This is a genomic window from Labilibaculum manganireducens, assembly GCF_002843385.1.
Taxonomy (GTDB): Bacteria; Bacteroidota; Bacteroidia; order Bacteroidales; family Marinifilaceae; genus Labilibaculum; species Labilibaculum manganireducens.
The window spans coordinates 14,050-34,638 of record NZ_MVDE01000026.1 but is presented as its reverse complement, the minus strand read 5'-3'; the positions used below and the strand labels follow the sequence as shown (position 1 = coordinate 34,638).

11 protein-coding genes are annotated in these 20,589 nt (G+C 36.3%); 5 read left to right on the top strand and 6 right to left on the bottom strand.

The window, feature by feature from the left end; all coding sequences use genetic code 11:
- Positions 1–28: 28 nt before the first annotated feature.
- The 5 genes from BZG01_RS15205 to BZG01_RS15185 form a co-directional block, all read right to left on the bottom strand.
- Positions 29–1,882 (bottom strand): glycoside hydrolase family 13 protein, encoded by a 1,854-nt coding sequence (locus tag BZG01_RS15205; protein WP_101310695.1) that lies wholly within the window; start codon positions 1,880–1,882, stop codon positions 29–31.
- 76 nt (positions 1,883–1,958) lie between these two features.
- Complete coding sequence (locus BZG01_RS15200; RefSeq protein WP_101310694.1) at positions 1,959–4,271, bottom strand: glycoside hydrolase family 65 protein; 2,313 nt, start codon at positions 4,269–4,271, stop codon at positions 1,959–1,961.
- 35 nt (positions 4,272–4,306) lie between these two features.
- Positions 4,307–4,954: a beta-phosphoglucomutase gene (pgmB, locus tag BZG01_RS15195; protein ID WP_101310693.1), complete on the bottom strand. Its 648-nt coding sequence runs from the start codon at positions 4,952–4,954 to the stop codon at positions 4,307–4,309.
- 15 nt (positions 4,955–4,969) lie between these two features.
- On the bottom strand, positions 4,970–6,367 hold the full coding sequence (locus BZG01_RS15190) for an MFS transporter (protein WP_101310692.1): 1,398 nt from the start codon (positions 6,365–6,367) through the stop codon (positions 4,970–4,972).
- A gap of 569 nt (positions 6,368–6,936) precedes the next feature.
- Positions 6,937–7,956 (bottom strand): LacI family DNA-binding transcriptional regulator, encoded by a 1,020-nt coding sequence (locus BZG01_RS15185; protein ID WP_101310691.1) that lies wholly within the window; start codon positions 7,954–7,956, stop codon positions 6,937–6,939.
- A gap of 424 nt (positions 7,957–8,380) precedes the next feature.
- Between BZG01_RS15185 and BZG01_RS15180 the strand changes: the two genes are divergently transcribed.
- The 5 genes from BZG01_RS15180 (at position 8,381) to BZG01_RS15160 (ending at position 19,025) form a co-directional block, all read left to right on the top strand.
- Positions 8,381–11,365 (top strand): SusC/RagA family TonB-linked outer membrane protein, encoded by a 2,985-nt coding sequence (locus BZG01_RS15180; protein ID WP_101310690.1) that lies wholly within the window; start codon positions 8,381–8,383, stop codon positions 11,363–11,365.
- Positions 11,366–11,378: 13 nt separating this feature from the next.
- On the top strand, positions 11,379–12,998 hold the full coding sequence (locus BZG01_RS15175; RefSeq protein ID WP_101310689.1) for a RagB/SusD family nutrient uptake outer membrane protein: 1,620 nt from the start codon (positions 11,379–11,381) through the stop codon (positions 12,996–12,998).
- 19 nt (positions 12,999–13,017) lie between these two features.
- A complete protein-coding gene (locus BZG01_RS15170) occupies positions 13,018–14,061 on the top strand; it encodes a SusE domain-containing protein (protein ID WP_180327340.1) in 1,044 nt (347 codons plus the stop codon).
- 97 nt (positions 14,062–14,158) lie between these two features.
- Positions 14,159–15,754, top strand: a complete 1,596-nt coding sequence (locus tag BZG01_RS15165; protein WP_101310687.1) for a SusF/SusE family carbohydrate-binding protein — start codon at positions 14,159–14,161, stop codon at positions 15,752–15,754.
- A gap of 202 nt (positions 15,755–15,956) precedes the next feature.
- Entirely contained in the window at positions 15,957–19,025 is a 3,069-nt protein-coding gene (locus BZG01_RS15160) for an alpha-amylase family glycosyl hydrolase (protein WP_101310686.1), read from the top strand.
- A 72-nt stretch (positions 19,026–19,097) separates the two neighbouring features.
- Here the strand turns inward: BZG01_RS15160 and BZG01_RS15155 are convergent, their stop codons facing one another.
- Positions 19,098–20,501: a hypothetical protein gene (locus BZG01_RS15155; RefSeq protein ID WP_101310685.1), complete on the bottom strand. Its 1,404-nt coding sequence runs from the start codon at positions 20,499–20,501 to the stop codon at positions 19,098–19,100.
- Positions 20,502–20,589: the final 88 nt, after the last annotated feature.

Sequence of the window (20,589 nt, the reverse complement as noted above, 5' to 3'; positions counted from 1 at the left end):
TGAGAGTTTTGTGATCACCCGATCACACTTATTTTAATTCCAATATAATTGATGTGTTTGGAGCCAAGGAGATACTTCCTTTGGATAAATCGAATTCTTTTTCACTAATCACATCTTTTCCAGAAGTGAATGCACCCAAACTTTCTGCAAATCGCTTCAAATTCAATTCCTGTGCATTTTTGTTCCTATTGATCACGACCATTATTGTTTTTTCCGCATTGCTTCTGAAATAAACGTAAGTATCATTTTCGGGAACGTAATGCATCAGTTTTCCGGTGTGGATTACCGGATTTTGCTTTCTCCAATTCAATAGTTTTTTCAAGAAATTAAAAGCCTCATTTTCTTTTGCCGTTCTTCCTTCAGCTGTAAAAGCATTTTTTGCATCACCTTCCCATCCTCCGGGAAAATCAACGCGCATTTTTCCATCGCCATCGCTCTTTTTGCCTTCCAACAAAATCTCTGTACCCACGTAAATCTGAGGAATACCACGTGTTGTAAGCAGAAAAGTCATCAGGTTTTTGTATTTCTGTATGTCGCCTCCTAAAACCGACATAATATGGTCGGTGTCGTGATTCTCAGCAAAAATAAATAAGTTGTCTGTGTGTGGGTACAAATAATCAAAAGCAAGAGAATTGTACAGGCGAACCAAACCGGTATTCCATCCTTCGTTTTCATTAAAAGCCTTTGTCATGGCTTCGAACAAAGAAAAATCCATTACACATGGTAAATTAGAATTGTAGCCGTCATGATTTACTGCATCTTTTTGCCAGTAAGCAATCTCAGCAGGCGAGCTTAACCAAGTTTCTCCAACAATATTCAGGTTTGGATACTCTTTCATAATTGTACCAGAATAAACTGCCATGGCATCTTTATCGTTATACGGATAGGTATCTACTCTAATCCCGCCTAAATCGGCATATTCTATCCACCAAATGGTATTCTGAATAAAATAGTTAATCAGTAAATCATTTTTTTGATTTAAATCCGGCATAGACCTTGCAAACCAGCCATCAAAGTTCTTTTCGTAATCTACTTTCGAAACATACGGATCATTCGTAGTGCTCTTGCGGTGATTCGATTGGGTGTATTCAGGAAATACATGAACCCAATCGCCTGAAGGCAGATCATTCATCCACCAATGAGCCGAAGCACAATGGTTGGTCACCACATCCATAATAATTTTAATTCCCCGCTTTTTTGCTTCCGCTGATAATCGGGCATAATCCTCGTTACTTCCGTAACGGGCATCAATCTTGTAATAATCCGAAATGGCGTAATTATGGTAAGATGTTGTTGGTTCATTATCTTCCATTAAAGGGGTATTCCAGATTGCAGTAACTCCAAGTTCCTGCAAATAATCCAAATGGTCAATAATCCCCTGAATATCCCCGCCATGACGACCATCAGGATTTTCACGATCCAATTTATCTTTCATTCCTTCAACAGAATCGTTTTTTGGATCTCCATTCGCAAATCGATCCGGCATAATCAGATACACCACATCTGATGCATCGTAACCCTTTCGGCTTGCAGAATTTTCTTTTCGGGCTTTTAATTCATACGAGTAACTTGCTTTCTTTTTGCCTTTCTCCGAAAAAACAAGATCGAAGCTACCCGCTTTCGTTCCTTTTTTAATCAGCAGATTTACAAACAAATAATTGGGTTTATCTGTCTTTATCATCCTTTCAATTGTAACTCCCGGATAATTCATCGAAACATCATATTTCGAAATATTTTCACCATGAACCAAAAGTTGTAAATTTGGATTCTTCATATCCACCCACCAAAACATTGGCTCTACTCTTTCAATTTTCACTTTTTCGGCAAACGAGGAAAAACTAAAAAAGGAAACCATCAGTAAGGAAATCAAAAAAGTTCTCATTCTATTAAAATTAAGACTTGATAAAAAATCAGGATAAGAGGAATTCCCCTTATCCTGAACTGTTTTTGTACTGATTTTAAGCGTGCTCGATAACCAGGCAGCTGTTCTTTTCAATTAGGTATTCGTCATCAATCAGGAATAAGGAAATATCTTCACCCTCTTCATTGATTACACCAACTTCATCTGCAGAAACTCTTACATTTAAAAGATTTCCTCTGAATCGAACCTTAAATGAATATGATTTCCATTCTTTAGGAATCAACGGCTTAAATATCAATTGTCCGTTCGATACTCTCATTCCGCCAAAACCTTCAACAATCGACATCCACGTTCCTGCCATGCTTGTAATGTGCAGTCCTTCGTGTACTTCATGATTGTAATCATCAATATCCAAACGGGAAGTTCTTAAATACAGACTGTAAGCTCCTTCAATATCACCAATTTTAGATGCCAGAATGGAGTGAATACATGGAGAAAGAGATGATTCATGCAAAGTTCTAGGCTCGTAGAATTGATAATTCTTCTTGATAGTTTCCTCATCAAACTGATCTTCGAACAAATAAACACCCTGCAGTACATCAGCCTGTTTAATGAAACATGACCGCAAAATTCTATCCCAGGACCAATGCTGATTGATCGGACGTACTTTCGGATCTAAATTGGCAGCCAGAATTTGTTCTTTATCCAAATAACCGTCCTGCTGCAGGAATACTCCTGTTTCCTCATCAACCGGATAATACATGTTATCAATGATATCATTCCATTTTGCAGTTTCCTTTTCGAAATCGAATTTCAGGTTCTCCATAATCTCAGCAAAGCGACCCGAATTTGTCTCTTTAACATGAGCCATAGCTTCCTGAGTATATTTCATACACCAATTCGCGATGGTATTTGTATACCAGTTGTTGTTGATGTTATTTTCGTACTCATTAGGACCTGTAACGCCAAGCATTACATATTTCTTCTTAGCCTGAGAATAGTTAACCCGCTGACTCCAGAATCTTGAAATACCAATTAGTACATCCAAGCCAAATTCTGCTAAATAATCTTTATCATCTGTGTGACGGATGTAATTGTAAATAGCAAATGCAATGGCTCCGTTACGGTGAATTTCCTCGAAAGTAATCTCCCACTCATTGTGACACTCTTCCCCGTTCATTGTTACCATTGGATACAAGGCTGCTCCATTGGTAAAACCTAACTTTTCAGCATTTTCAATGGCCTTTTGCAATTGCTTGTGACGGTAAATCAACAGGTTACGGGTAACCTCAGGTTTTGATGTACTTAGGTAGAAAGGAACACAGTAAGCTTCTGTATCCCAATAAGTACTTCCTCCGTACTTTTCTCCTGTAAAACCTTTAGGTCCGATGTTCAATCGTTCATCTTCACCGGTATAAGTCTGATTTAATTGGAAGATGTTGAAACGTATGGCTTGCTGTGCTGCAACATCACCTTTAATGGTAATATCACTATTCGCCCATTTTCCTGCCCATGCAGCAACATGCTCTTCTAAAAGGGAATCATACCCTTTTCCATAAGCTTCTGCAACAACTTTTTGCGCATCAGTAAGAATTTCATCCTTACTGTGATTTAATGAACTTAAAACACCTGCATACTTATAAATGGTAAGTTCTTCTTCTTTTTTAACATCAAACTCAACCGTATTGGAAACGTATTTCTCCTCTTTGGTAATTGAAGCAGTCATTTCAAGTTTCTGTCCATCTTTGTATACGTCATATTTCATACCTATACAAACATGAAAATCCAACTTCTTGGTTTTAGCCGTTATTGAAGCTTCCCCCTTTATGGATTTACATGATAATACATCCCAAAATTTCTCATCGTAGTTCGAATCCTCATTAGCCACATCAGCATCAAGGTATGGATTGAAACTAATCTTTCCATCGAAATTTAAAGCCGTAACTGAATATCGGATTGCTCCAACTTCAGAGGTTACAATGCTTAAAAAACGTTTTGCATCTACCTTAATTTGGTTTCCGTTCGACATTTCGGCAACAAATGAACGAATCAAAACACCTTCCTGCATGTTTAATGTGCGAACAAATTCGCTCACTTTACATTTTGCAAGATCAAGCATTTCACCATTGACTTTCACATCAATTCCAATCCAGTTTGGCGCATTTAATACCTTTGCGAAATATTCCGGATAGCCGTTTTTCCACCAACCTACTCTGGTTTTATCAGGATAATAAACACCTGCGATATAAGTTCCTTGTAATGTTTTTCCTGAGTAATGTTCTTCAAACATGGCTCTTTGACCCATATTTCCATTACCAAGACTAAATATGCTTTCAGATGCGCGATGATTTTCAGGAGTAAATCCCTCCTCTATAATGCACCATTCATCGTGTTTTAAATATTCATTCATATTGATTTCCTTTTAAAAATAATCCTGCCTATGCCTTAAAAGTTCAATTGACTTATAGAAAACCCAACAAAACCGGGAACTACAAAATTTGCTTTTCCCAATACATCAGGAGAACCAATTCCAACACACTTCATTTTGCCGTTAATTGCAGCTTCAACGCCAGCTTCGGCATCCTCAAAAACCACGCATTCAGATGGTGCAACCTTTAAAAGCTCTGCTCCTTTTAGAAACACTTCAGGATCAGGCTTTGCATTGCTCACATGAGTTCCATCAACAACCACATCAAAATAACCGGTAAGCTCTAACTGATTCAAAATAATCATTGCATTTTTACTCGCAGATCCCAAAGCAATCTTCACCCCTTTGGATCTGAGTTCAGTCATAAATTCTTTCACTCCAGGAAGAATTTCATCAGGAGTCATTCGTAATATGTACTCCAAATAGTTTTTGTTTTTCTTATCGGCCAATTCAAGTTTAGTTTCCTGATCAAGCTCAACTCCACCAATCGAAAGAAGAATATCCAAAGAGGTCATTCGGCTTACTCCTTTCAATCTCTCGTTATCCTCCTCTGTAAAGTCAAAGCCTAACTCATTTGCTATACTTTTCCATGCGATGTAATGATACTTCGCCGTATCAACCACTACTCCATCTAAATCAAATATACATGCACTAATTGTTCCCATTTCAAACAAATATTATTAATTAACAGCTTTATTTTGCTTAACGAAAGTGACAGAAATTGCCCCTAACAACATTGATACTCCGGCGATCACCATAATATAAATTGCCTCACCGTTAAAAAAGTATCTTAAAATTTCACCGGCAATTATTCCACTAATAATCTGAGGTCCTGCAATTGTAAAATTGAAGATTCCCATATACACACCCATTTTATCAGCAGGTAAAGAGTCAGATAGAATAGAATACGGCATCGCAAGAATTGCAGCCCATGCTATTCCTACGCCCACCATTGGAATCATCCACAATGCAGCACTCGAAGGCACATCAACTTCAGTTAATAAAAGATTTAAATGAATTAAATCGCCTCCGCTAAACAGGTAGGTCGACAAAAAACCTAAACCTCCCAAGAGTAAGGCTAAAGAATAAACAGTTTTTCTGCCAAACCGATTCGCCAATCTGGACATTAAAATTGAAAATATTGCAGCAAACAAGCTATAGCCTGCAAACAAAATTCCAACCCAATCTCCTGCGTCCTGAAACGATTCCGATTTCACATCAGTAATTGGACATCCCCAGGAATGCTGTGCCAAAGCGTAGGTAGTATATACCCACATCAAATAAAGAGAAAACCACGAAAAAAACTGGACAACAGCTAATTGCATCATGGTTTTTGGAGTTTCTTTCAACAATTTAAAGAATCCAAGTAACGTACGTTTTTCCTTTTTCTCCTTTGAAACTACATCCAAACCTTTATAGGCTGCATATTCATGAGGTGGATATTCCTTTGTTCTGAAAACAGTCCAAAGTACTGATAACAGTAACATACCGCCACCAATATAAAAAGACCAGATAACCGACGAAGGAACTCCTCCATCAGGATCAACGTTACTAACTCCCATTACATTGGTTAAAACAAATGGCAAAATAGATCCCAAAACTGCTCCTGTATTAATCAGGAAACTTTGAATAGAATATCCTGCATTTCTTTGTTCTTCAGGAGTCATATCCGCAACAAGCGCTCTAAATGGCTGCATCGTAATATTAAACGACCCATCCATTAAAGCGAACATCACAGCACCAAATACAAGAGGCGGCATAATTTTAACTGCTATACCTGCATTAGGCATAAAAAACATTGCCAAAGCAGCAATTACAGCACCTCCCAAAATGTAAGGGCCTCTTCGACCAAAACGGTTCCATGTCCGATCACTCGCACCTCCAACAATTGGCTGAACAATTAATCCCATAACAGGTGCCGCCAACCAAAATAGAGATAAATGATGCAAATCTGCTCCTAAACTTGATAATACACGACTTACGTTTGCTCCTTGCAAGGCAAATCCCATCTGTATTCCTAAGAATCCGAAACTGACGTTCCAGATTTGCCAAAAACTTAATCGAGGCTGTTTTTTCATTTGTTAGTTAATTATGTCCTTCCTGTAAATGGGTTGACGTTTTTAATTACAATCATAAACTGTTCTTTAATTTGACCCATGAACATATGGATCAGATTCCTCAACAATGAGAAATTCAATAAACAATTCTTGTTTCAAATAAAATTTTGGAAAAAATAGATCCTGATACACATCACTTTAATTTGTGTTGCAAAGGACTAACTTAATTATCCAACACAATATAGTGTTAAACAAATAATAGATCTGTGTAATTTCCATCATTTTATCTGGAAACGAGATCATATTAATAAGGAAGTAAATATAAAATTAAGTCGGAAAAGAGGTTTCCCTCCACGGTCAAAAGTAGAGAAAAAAATACAATATGTCAAAACAACTTCAAGCTGAAAGTTTCAAACAGTCAATAAAAACAGGCTTAATAACCCATAACAAACGATTGCAACAAATTCAAAAATAAATCTGTTTTTTTTCAATTTAAGATGAATTTATAATCTTATTTCATCAAAATAAGCCTTTACAGCAGACAAAAAAAGCTGCTCAAGGCAACTTTTTTTAGACATCAGTATACAATATTATATATGTCTGGTTGATCCTCTTACAATCAAATTGGTTTTAACAACTTTTGTGACAGGCTCATAATCCATATCTCCTGCAAAAATTCTTTCCACAATCAGCTCTGCGGCTTTCAAACCAATTTCAAAACCATGCTGTTCAAGAGTGGTAAGTGAAGGATCAGTAATTCGCGAAACCACTCCATCAGTAAACCCAACTATCGAAATATCCTCAGGAACTTTTAATCCTAATTTTTTCACCATCAAAAGTGCTCCGGCTGCAGTTAATTCATTCACTGCAAATATCGCATCCGGTGGTTCAGGCAAAGCCAATAAATCAGGAGTTTTTAGAATTGCCTCATCAAAACTGTCACATTTAACTATTAAATTTTCATCGATTGGAATTTTGTGTTTTAACATTGCCTGGCGATACCCTTTCTGACGATTCTGAGCCAATAACATATGCTGGGGTGCCGATAAATGAGCAATTCTTCTGCACCCTATTTTAATTAGATGTTCTACTGCCGCAAAAGCACCTGCAAAATCATCTACAATTACATTATCTGATGACAAATCATTACAAACACGATCAAAAAATACGATTGGTATTCCATTATCCCTTAATTCCTGAAAATGACTGTGATCTTTTGTTTCTTTTGACATGGAAACCAAAACTCCATCGACACGACTTGAAAGTAAAGCCTGAACATTAGCCATTTCTCTCACATAAGATTCATTCGATTGAAATATCATCACATTGTATCCGGCTTTTGAGGCTATATCTTCAATTCCACTGATTACCGAAGAAAAAAAGTGATGGACAATTTCCGGAATAATCACCCCAATGATATTCGTTTTACTATTTCGCAAACTTAAAGCTACAGCATTGGGCTTGTAATGCCATTTCTTAGCAAGTTCATTAACGGCCTCCTTAGTTTTAAAACTAATATCAGGATGATCTTTAAGTGCTCTTGAAACTGTAGAGGCAGAAATTCCTAATTCTTTGGCTATATCTTTAATTGTTACTTGCCCGCTTCTCATATAAAATTTGTATATTAATTAGATATTAACACCCTAAGTAAAGACATGTAACAAGATGATTAGAAATGTGCTACACATTACAAATACACTTGAAACAAGCTTTGTAAATATAGGAAAAATTAAACAAACATATAGGTTTGATTGGAATTTGTTCGGATATTATCAACTTATATCAATATATGAATATCAAACGTTTGCGGTGACGTTTGCGATGATTTATTTACACTTAACTATCAATCATTTACCAAAAAAAAACATCAGCATTTATCTTTGATTACAGAATGAATTAAGGCTAACTTAACGTTAGGGTAATTTTAGAAAGCTAAAAAAGGAAGAACCCAAGTCGGAAACACGAGTTCATATTTTTATCTAAAACACCTTAACTAATTAACTAATTAACTAATTTATCTTAAATTTCTAATTTATGGAACTTAACATTAGTAGACTTAGAAAACTACTTCTTATGCTCGTTATGGTATTTTCATTTACCATGATTCATGCACAGGAAAAAGTAGTTACTGGTTTAGTTACCGATGCAAACGATGGCATGGGAATTCCTGGTGTTTCAGTAGTTGTAAAAGGCACAACTGTAGGAACAACTACCGACATTGACGGAAATTACACGCTTAGTGTAGACGACAACGCTACAATTATTTACTCTTTTGTAGGATATCGTTCTCAGGAGATTGTAGTTGGCTCACAATCTCAAATCAATGTAATTTTAAGTATTGAAACCGAGAACCTTTCCGAAATTGTTGTGATTGGTTATGGTACAGTTAAAAAAGAAGACAAAACAGGTTCTGTAACCAGTGTATCTTCAAAAGACTTTAATAAGGGTAATATTACCTCACCTCAAGATCTCTTAGTAGGTAAATCTGCCGGAGTTGTAATTACATCAGCAGGTGGTGCTCCTGGTAGCGGATCTACAATTCGTATTCGTGGTGGTTCTTCTTTTAATGCATCAAATGATCCATTAATTATTGTTGATGGAATGCCAATTGAAAGTGTTGGGAATAATGTAAGCGGTAGTTCAAATGCCCTATCATTTATCAACCCAAATGACATTGAAACATTTACGGTACTGAAAGATGCTTCTTCAACTGCGATCTACGGTTCCCGAGCTTCCAATGGTGTTATTATTATTACAACCAAAAAAGGAGTAAAAGGATCCCCTTTAAAAGTTAACTATACTGGAAGCATTTCTGTTGCCAGTGCTATTGACTATGTCGATGTATATTCTGGTGATCAGCTAAGAAAAATTGCCGTTGATCATCCTGTTTTATACGATCCTTTAAACTATAACAAGTTGGGAACTGAGAATACTGATTGGCAGAAAGAAATTTTCCGCACAGCAATTTCCCACGATCATAACTTGGCCTTTTCTGGATCAAAAAAAAATGTCCCATATCGAATTTCCTTAGGTTATACCGACCAAACTGGTATTCTTGAGAATACAGATATGCAAAGATACACCGGATCTTTAAATTTGAATCCAACATTTCTGAATGATGATTTAAAGGTTAACATGAATGCTAAATTCATGATGACCAACAATAACTTTGGAGATGACGGTGCAATTGGATCTGCAATATCAATGGATCCAACTCAACCAATTTATGACACCAATGCTCCCGAATTTGGTGGATATTATCAGTGGCAGAAATACGGAGCTGGCCTTGGAACACCTAATCCAGTAGAACAAGCGAAAGAGGTTAATAACAAATCGGATGTATATCGAGTTGTAGCTAACTTAAAATTAAATTACACGCTTCCATTTCTTCGTGATATGCAGGCTAATTTGAATGTCGCAACAGACTATACAGAAAGTGATGGTCAAAACAATCGTCCGATTACATCACCATCAACGATTGTATCCTCATGGGGTAAATTAAGCGATTACACTGCCAAGAATAAGAACAACCTTTTAGATTTCTATTTAAACTACAAAAAAGAGTTTAATGAAGATAACAAACTGGATTTAACAGGAGGATATTCATGGCAGCATTTTGAAAGAGAAAGTACTGACTATACCAGATCAATTGAAGATGCTGATCATCCATTGCAAGTCGATAAGAATACTGCTTCTGAAACAGAAAATTATCTAGTTTCTTTCTTTGGTCGTATGAATTATGCTTTAAAGAATAAATATCTACTTACAGGAACATTTAGATATGACGGTTCATCAAGATTTTCCGAAGACAATCGTTGGGGATTTTTTCCTTCGGCAGCATTTGCCTGGAAAATGCATGAAGAATCATTCTTGAAAGATGTAGATGCTGTATCTGACTTAAAAATTAGATTAGGCTGGGGTATCACTGGCCAGCAGGATATATCGGATAACGATTATCCTTATCAACCACAATACATAAGCTCTGAACAAGGTTACTATTACCCAATCAATGGGCAATTCACTTCAACGTTGAGACCAAACACTTACGATCCTGACATTAAATGGGAAGAAACAACCACTCAAAATATTGGTTTAGACTTTGGATTCTTAAACAATCGTATTAATGGTTCGGTTGATTACTATTTTAGAGAAACAAAAAATTTATTAAACAATGTAACCATTCCAAGTGGAAGTAATTTTTCCAACAGATTGTATACTAATGTTGGAAGTCTTGAAAACAAAGGTTTTGAGGTTTCATTAAACTTTGTTGCAATTTCCACTCCCGATATGTCATTAAATATTGGAATGAATTATACTCACAATGATAATAAATTGACTAAATTATTATTAACTGATGATCCTAATTACATTGGTGTTCCAGAAGGTTCAGGAATGACTGGTGTAACACAAATTACCCGAGTTGGCGAAGAAGCTCATTCTTTCTTTGTAAACAAGCAAATTTACGATTCTAACGGTAAACCTATAGAAGGTTTATACGAAGATATAGCTGGCAAAGGTGGAAAAATTAGTGGAGATAATGCGAACAAGTATATCTACCATAGTCCTACTCCTACAGATATCTTTGGTCTTTCTGCTCGTTTCAATTACAAGCAATTTGATATGTCAACATCTTTACGTGCAAACATAGGAAATTATGTTTTAAATCAAGTAGCAGCAGGAGCTTCATATGATCAAATTCAACAAATTGGTTACTGGAAAAACATGCCAACCAATTTAAGCAAAACAAACTTTGTAAAACGTCAATTTACTTCTGATTATTTCGTAGAAAACGCTTCCTTTCTAAAGATGGATAACATTAGTGCAGGATATACTTTTAACAAATTTGCAGGTAAAGACATTAATGCACGGGTAAGTTTTACCGTTCAGAATGTATTTACAATAACAAATTATTCAGGATTAGATCCAGAAGTTGGAGAAAAAGATGACAGATTTGGCGTTGACAACAACTTTTATCCTAGACCACGTACATTCACTTTGGGTGTAAATTTAACGTTCTAAAATACAACAACAGATGAAGAAAATATATATAATATTCAGTATCCTAATCACTGCAATGGTGTATACATCTTGTGTAGATGATTTGGACGTGAAGCCAACTGATCCCAATAAAATTTTAGCAGGAAATCTTGGCGACGATCCAGCCTATATGGAACAAACATTGGCTAAATTGTATGCCAGTTTTATTATCTCTGGTCAAAAAGATGACGATGCCGATATTACATCCAGTGATGATGGTTTCTTTATTACCATGAGAGCACTTTGGAATCTACAAACCATTACAACAGATGAAGGTATATGTGCTTGGGGTGATGTTGGTATTTCAGATTTAAATACTCAAAACTGGAGTGCACAAAATCCTTTCTTAACAGCGGTTTACCAACGTTTAAGTTTAAGTGTTACTTATGCTAACGACTTTTTAAATGTAACAGCTGGGAGTACAGAGCCAAACATCATTCAATATCGTGCGGAAGCAAGATACTTAAGGGCTTTTGCCTACTATTGGTTAATGGATCTTTTTGCAAACCCTCCTTTTACAACAGAAGAAGACGGAGTTGGTAAATATTTCCCAGAACAAATTCAACGTGCAGATTTATTTAAATTTATAGTAGATGAGTTGAAAGCAATTGAACCTGATTTAGGGGAGCCTGGATTTAACTATCCACAAGCTGATAAGGGAAGTTGTTGGATGTTATTGGCAAAAACATACTTAAATGCAGAGGTTTATACCGGAACAGCCCAGTGGGATGAATGTAAAACTTATTGTGATAAAGTTATTGCGAGTCCTGCATATAGTTTAGCTGCTAATTACAGACAAAACTTTAGTGCAGATAACGATCGTGGTCATGGTAACAATGAAATGATTTTTGCTTTCGCCGAAGATGGTATAAACACACAAGGAAATGGTGGAATTACTTTCATTATTCAATCTTCTAGTGATGGAACTTATATCGACGCAGCAACATTGCATGATCTTCCTGATAATCCAAACTGGAATGGTAACAGAGCGAGAAAAAACTTAATGAACATTTTGGTTGATACTTTGACTGTTTATGGTAATAATCCTGTTCCTGCTACAGATGCAACTTTTGCTCAGTGTCCTGATGGCAGAGTATTCTTGCATCAAAAACGATCAATAAATATCCCTACTCCTTCATCAAGCGGAGACTTTGGTATAGGTGTTTATAAGTTTACAGCGCGAAATTACGACGGTTCACGAGCTGAGAATTATAGCCCTACTTTTGCATCTACAGATTTTCCTGTATTTCGCTTAGCAGATGCCTATTTAATGAGAGCGGAAGCTTTATACAATACAAGTGGCGCTACTGCTGCTGTTGTAGCTGATATTAATATGATTCGCGAAAGAGCATATGGAGATGATAGTGGTAACATCTCAGTTAGTGATGTAGATGCTGATTTCATTTTAGATGAGAGAGCAAGAGAATTTTACTATGAAGGACAAAGACGTACTGATTTAGTTCGTTTTGGAAAATTCACTGGTGGAGATTATCTATGGCAGTGGAAAGGTGGAACATTTGACGGAACAAGCACAAGTAGTCATTTCGATATTTTCCCAATACCAGGTGATGAAATCTCTGCGAATCCTAACATTAAGCAAAATGATGGTTATTAATCATTTAAATCCAAAAAAAATGAAAAAATATTATATATTATTATTTGCATTAGTTGGGGTATTAGGCTTCTTCACGAGTTGTGATGAAGACGGTGAACAACTAAGATTGAGTGATAACGTTACTGTCCCTACTCTTACTTTACCAGATTTAACTTTAGTAAGAGCTAACGGAACAGACAACTTAATTTTTACCTGTACTCCGATAGATCCTGGATTTACTGCTTCGGTAACCTATTTTCTTGAGGCATGTCCAGAAGGAAATAACTTTCAAGATGTAACTGAATTATATAAGGGTAGCACATGCGATAATATTGAGTTAACTGTAAACCAACTAAATTCAATTTTACTGAATGGTTTTCCTGAAGATCAAACTTCATCAGTAGACTTTAGAGTTAAATGTGTTCTTGAAGCAGATGCTGGTCTTGGTGTTGATAATCTTATTTACTATTCAGAAACAGAAAATGGAGCTACAACCATATTTGGTTTACTTCGTTTAGATGTGCTTATTTCAGGATCTGAGACTCAAAAAATCAAATCTCCAGGTAGTGATGGTATTTATGAGGGTTTTGTAAAATTTGAAGCTGGAGATAACTTTACTTTACTTGATCCTGATAATAACATTACTTACGGAACTGGAACTAGTGGAATTGCAATAGATGGTACAGCAATAACTGTTGCTGATGCCGGTTGGTATGATATTACCGTTAATACCAATGACTTAACTTACACCATTGAAGCATATAATATTGGTCTTGTTGGTGATGCGACTCCAAACGGATGGAATACTCCAGATTCAAAAATGGATTATAACTCCGTAGATCGTATTTGGGAAATTACTGCCAATTTAACAAATGGTAATTTTAAATTTAGATTAAATGACGGTTGGGCATGGAATCTCGGTGGAAATGGAACTGCTGATGGAAGTGCTGATAATTACAATTCAGACAAAAAAACGGTTCCGTTAAGTCAGGGTGGAAAAAACATTCCAGTATCCAAAGGTGCAGGAAATTATACTATTAAACTTAACATTACAGAATCTGTAGCAACCGTTATAAAAAATTAATTCATGAATAAATCAAGGGGTGCCTTTAGATATCGCACCCCAAATGATTACTGTGTTTATTCAAAATTTAATAAATATTAGTACTAAATATTTAAGTATGAAAAATAATATATTTATCAAATTATTAGGCCTTGCATTCACCGCTTTACTTTTAGTATTTGTCGGTTGCAATAAGGATGACCTGGTTAAATTGGATACCGAAATGGCAACCTGGCAAAACGATGGAATAACATCTACTTCGGTAGAACTAAGTGGAATGATTGTTGCTGAAGGTGATGGAATTTCAGAATATGGTGTTGTATGGGCTACTACAGAAAATCCTACTACTGCAGACTCGAAAAAAGTAGCTGATAATGTAAAAAAAGCTGTTTATTGGGTAACTATTGACGGTTTGGAGCACTTAACAACATACCATTACAGAGCTTACGCAACTACTGAAAGTGGAAACACATTATATGGTAAAGATGATGTATTCACAACATTAGCTCATAAGCCAACAATTATTATCTCAAATGAGGCAACAGATATTACTGATACTACAGCTAATATTGCAGCGAATGTTCCTTATGATGGGAAAGCATTGGTTACAGCCAAAGGAATCTGTTGGAGTACCGAAGAAAATCCAACAGTAGAGAATACGTTTACTGAAGAAGGTGAGGGAATGGGTGAATTCACTAGTGCCTTAACAAACCTTAAAGCTAAAACAGTTTACTATGCCAGAGCTTATGCAACAAATTCAATTGCTACCGTTTATAGTGCTCAAATTACATTTACCACTCTTGTTGGAATTGCAACTGTTGAAACAGGAACTGCATCAGCTAAAGCTACAACAGCTCAGGTAGCAGGAAACGTTATTTACAATGGAGGCTTACCAATTTCTGAACGAGGAATTTGTTATGGAAAAACTGAAAACCCAACAATTGCTGATGGTAAAGTTACCAATACAGGAGACGAAGGAGAATTTACAGTTGATATTAGCGGATTAGAAACAAGTACTACCTATCATGCTAGAGCTTACGCAATAAATAGTGAAGGTGTCGCTTATGGCGCAGAAGTCTTATTTTCAACTTTCCCAACAACCATGTACATCAATGGAAGCTTTGTTCCTGGATGGGCTTGGACAGATGATGCTGTATTGGAAATGATTCCGGTTCATAGTAATTCTCATCTTTTCTGGAAAATTGCATGGTTTGATGCTGGTGCAGAATTAAAGTTTAATTCTGTTAGAGATTGGAATGGTACTGAATTCGGGAAAACCAGTGACACTTCAGATGCTAATGGAGTATGGAATAAAGGTGGAGATAACATCCCTGTTGAAGTTGCTGGCTATAAAATGGTTGTCGTAAACCTTTTAACTAATACGATTCAAATAACCGATCCTGTTATCTATGCTCAGGGTCCTGCTTTTGGAAATTGGAATGGTGGAGAATTCTTGTTCACTACTGATGATACTGATGCCAAAATTCTTGTTTCGCCAGCCGCTGTAGCTGATGATAATGCAAGAATGTATGTAACAGCTAGTACTTTGACTAACACTGATAACAATCCTGTTGATTGGTGGCAGGCAGAGTTTAGTGTGTTAGCAGGAAAAATTGAATACCGAGGAACAGGAAATGACTTGGCTGGTGCACCTATTACAACTGGTCAAAAAGTGAAATTAAATTTCAGTACTGAGTCTGGAACTTTTGAATAAGTGAAATAATTAAATTAAAAAGCCGCTCCCATGGGCGGCTTTTTTCAAATTGTTTTTATTTAAAAAATACTCTCTCGCAACATCTGTTTTCGACCAATTACAATTGCTTATTATTAACACATATTTGGCGTAAATTAAGAAAAACAGAATAATTAATGCATGCCACTTATTGACAAATAATTTGATCTAGAAACAACTAACTATGAAGAAACTATACACATATCTCCTTTCTTTTCTTCTGCTAATCCCTTCAATTGGTATTGGACAGATAATTATTTCAGATCCAACCTTTCCTACCGAAGATAAACCTGTAACAATAACCTTTGATGCCTCATTGGGTACCGCCGGATTAAAAGACTATACCGGAGATGTCTATGCCCACACCGGCGTTATTACTGACAAAAGCACTTCTACCAGTGATTGGAAATACGCTCCGACCTGGGGTGATAACAGCGAAAAATATAAACTAACATCACTTGGCAATAACAAGTGGCAATTAAGCATTACACCAAGCATTCGCGAATACTACGGCGTAACAAGCGGTGAAAAAATATTAAAAATGGCTTTCGTTTTTCGAAGTGCAGACAATTCGAAAGAAGGAAAAGGAGACGGAGGAACAGACATTTTTGTTGACATTAGCGAAGGTGGACTCAATGTTGAATTCGCAAAACCGGTTGACAATACCATTTTTGGAAAGAATGAATCCGTATTAATTACTGCAAATTCTGAAGCAAGTGATAATTTAGAGCTGTTAATCGATGGCGTAAGCATGACTTCCACCTCATCAACTCAATTAAATTATTCCTATACTCCAAATGCCGCAGGCAATCACCAATTAATTGCTGTTGCAACTGCAAGCGGTGAGGAAGCAAGAGATACCGTAAATATAGTTCTTCGGGAGGATACGCCCGCAGCAACAAAACCTGCCGGGATTAAAGATGGTATCAATTACATTGATGACAATACCGTTACTCTATCACTTTATGCTCCAAACAAAGAATATGTTTTTGTTATTGGTGATTTTAACGGTTGGAATTACGACAACAACTACCAAATGAATAAGGATGGAGACTATTTTTGGATTACTCTCGACAACCTTACGGCAGGAAAAGAATACATTTTCCAGTATGTTATCGACGGTGATATTAAAATTGCAGATCCATACGCTGATAAACTATTAGATCCGTGGAATGACCAATACATTTCAAGCACAACTTATCCAAATTTGATTCCCTACCCTGCTGATAAAACAAGTGAAATTGCAAGTGTATTCCAAACAGCACAAACCACTTATACATGGTCCGATGCACAATTTACTCCTCCCTCAAAAGAAGATTTAGTCGTTTACGAATTACATGTTCGTGACTTTACTTCAGCTGGTGATATTAAAACAGTTAAAGACACATTAGATTATTTGGAAAGACTTGGAGTTAATGCGATTGAGCTGATGCCATTTAACGAATTTGAAGGAAATGATTCCTGGGGATACAATCCTTCCTTTTATTTTGCTCCTGATAAAGCCTATGGCACAAAAAATGACTACAAAGCATTTATCGACGAATGTCACAGCAGAGGAATAGCCGTTTATATGGATATGGTTCTAAATCATACCTACGGACAATCCCCGTTTTTACGCATGTACTTCGATGGTTCAAAACCAACTGCAGATAATCCATGGTACAATGTTACAAGCAATTTTGAAAATCCGGATGCCCAATGGGGATACGATATCAATCACACAAGTACGGCAACACAAAAGTTAGTGGATCGGATTAATACCTATTGGATGAACGAATATCACATTGATGGATTTCGTTTCGATTTTACCAAAGGATTTTCAAACACACCACACAGCAATACAACTGATCCTTGGGGTGGACAGTACGACCCTCAGCGTATTGAAATACTAAAACGTATGTCTACTGCAATTTGGAACGTTAAATCGAACGCCGTAGTGATTTTCGAGCATTTATCAGATAATGATGAAGAAAAAGAATTGGCCGCGCATGGCATCATGCTTTGGGGAAATGCCAATCATGAATACAGCGAAGCTTCCATGGGATATTCTTCTGATTTCAGTTGGTATTCATGGAAAGAGAGACAATGGGTCGGCCCAAAATTGGTGAATTATATGGAAAGTCATGATGAAGAGCGCATGATGTATCGTAATCTTACCTATGGAGCTTCTTTAGGCAACTATAATGTAACAAACCTAAATACAGCCCTATCGAGAGTTGAAACTGCAGCTGCTTTTTTCTTTACTGTGCCAGGTCCAAAAATGGTATGGCAATTTGAAGAATTGGGTTACGATGTCTCGATTGATGAAAATGGTCGTGTTGGCAAAAAACCAATCCATTGGGAATATCAGGATGATCCGAACAGAAAAAGACTGTACGAAGTATTTTCGGCACTAATCAAGCTAAAAAAAGAAGAAGTTGCCTTCGAATCGGAAGATTTCACACTGAATACAAATAACGTTTTAAAACGTATTGAAATCAATCATTCTGATATGGATGTTAGAGTAATTGGAAATTTCGACCTTAAGCTAAGAAGTATTGATCCTAATTTCAGTAAAACCGGTACCTGGTATGATTATTTTACCGGGCAGGCAATTGCTGTTACTGATGTTAACGCATTTATAGATCTTAAAGCCGGAGAATATCATATTTACACAACAAAACAACTTTCCATTCCTGATGTAAAATCAGCACCTGTTGCTTCAAACATTACTGTAAGCGGAACTTTCAGAGAGGATGAAACCTTAACGGCAAGTTATACCTTTACGGATTTGAATAATGATCCGGAAGGAAGTTCAATTTACAAATGGTACAGAGCAGACGATGCGAATGGAACCAATGAAACTGTTATTAGCGGAGCCGATCAATTATCTTATACTCTTGTTAGAGCTGATCGCGGTAATTTTATCCGCTTTTCAGTAACTCCTGTTGCACAAGCAGGTGAATTATTGCAAGGTGATATTGTTTACAGTACATACAGCGAAGAAATAACCTACTCAACAGGCATTAATGATATTTTAAACAAAGAATTACGCCTGTACCCAAATCCGGTTCGTGATATTCTTCATCTCGAAAATCTAAAACAAGTAAATAAATTACAGCTTTTTGATTTATCAGGAAAAGCAATCATAGCTGTAACAATGCCAAATGAATCGGCAGATTTAAACATAAATCATCTAACAACAGGAACTTACATTTTAATATTTGAAATGGAAGACGGCTCAAAACTCAGCAAAAAAATAGTAAAGCAATAAACAGTGTTTTTTCAATAGGTTTTAGATCAGATAAAATCCCGTTTTTTGGAACACCAAAAGCGGGATTTTTGACTACTTAATTGTCAGCTCCAATCGATATTTTATTTCTGAACCAACGGGAATCATCAGTAATTGATAATCTCCTGGAATCAATGGATCATCGGGCATTGAAACTTTAAATACGAATGGGGAATCGCCGTAACTCCCAATTTGTTCTTTAACCAGTTGCTTCTCATTATCTAACAGTTGCAACTTCAGCGTCGTATTAAAAAATTGTCTCAAATGGAATTGGACGAATATATTTTCCGATTCAGAATAATAATATTCCTGATCGGCTCCCATAAACTCATCCCTATCCTGAATATTGTTCTCATTCAAATCAATAAATCCTGTAAACAGAAAAAATCCCTCCTGCCCTTTTTTGAATTCAGGTGCTAAATTATCCACATTCTCAGAGATTCCCATATTCATTTTTGGTACAGAAGAAACAGTATCTTCAGCTACAACCGGTTCGGGCTCTACAGTTTGTTCTGAATCAGCAATCTGCGTTGTATCTATTATCTGAATGGGAATTTGATATTGTTTCACCTTCTCTCCTGCAACCGAAGCAGTAATCAGATAATTTCCAACGGAAGCATCACTTAAAACCTTCAGAAAATCATTCCCATTATGCAGGGTATCCTCTTTCATAGTATAATGCTGCAAGCTATCCAATTTAGAAATATTCATGCTGAGCAACTGATGCTGAGCATCCCAAACCTGATAAACAACCCGATTGGTAGTTGAAGGAAGATTTAAACCCATTTCAAATTTTACATCGCCTAAAAAGTATTCTTTCTGATTTAATGCAAACACTTCAGAGCTATCCATTTTCATATCTCCATCCTCATCTATCCACATCCTAAAAATATGCAGGTTTTCAGGAAGTAGTTTTTTGCGAATTTGAGCAAAAGTGTTTCCATTTGGCTCTTTTAATGAAAAACGAATTTGGTAGGTTGTTCCGGTTTCCTCCGGATTAATGGTAAAAATATAATTCCCAACAGGCAGAAATGAATCGAAACCTGAATAAGTAAATAAAGGAGTTGAAGTATAATTCTTTTTAATTGTACGAATCAAATTACCACTGGTATCCCAAATTCTAAGTTTTAAATTTGAACCTTCGCTCAAATTTGGATCATATAAAGAGACACTAATGGCTTCACCTTTCGAAAATGAGTCTTTACCTAATCCGAAAAACTCATTACTTTCAACAAGCCCGTTCTCATTCAGATCAACCCATTTATTATATGCAAATAAACCAACTGGGATTGAATTTTTTTGAGATTCCTGTGTAATTCCCAATGAATCAATCAGAATCAACTCTTCATTTTTGTCAGGTGGTTGCTCCTGACTTTTAACAAGTAAAACACTAAAACAAATGAAGGCAAGCGACAACAAACACCTACCGATTGTGCGGATGTATTTATGCAATGTCATGGCTGTAAGTTTAAAGCTGAATAAAATGATACTCTATCAACTAGCGTACGATTTTAACAAAGCATTTGTTTATTATCAGGCTGATAGT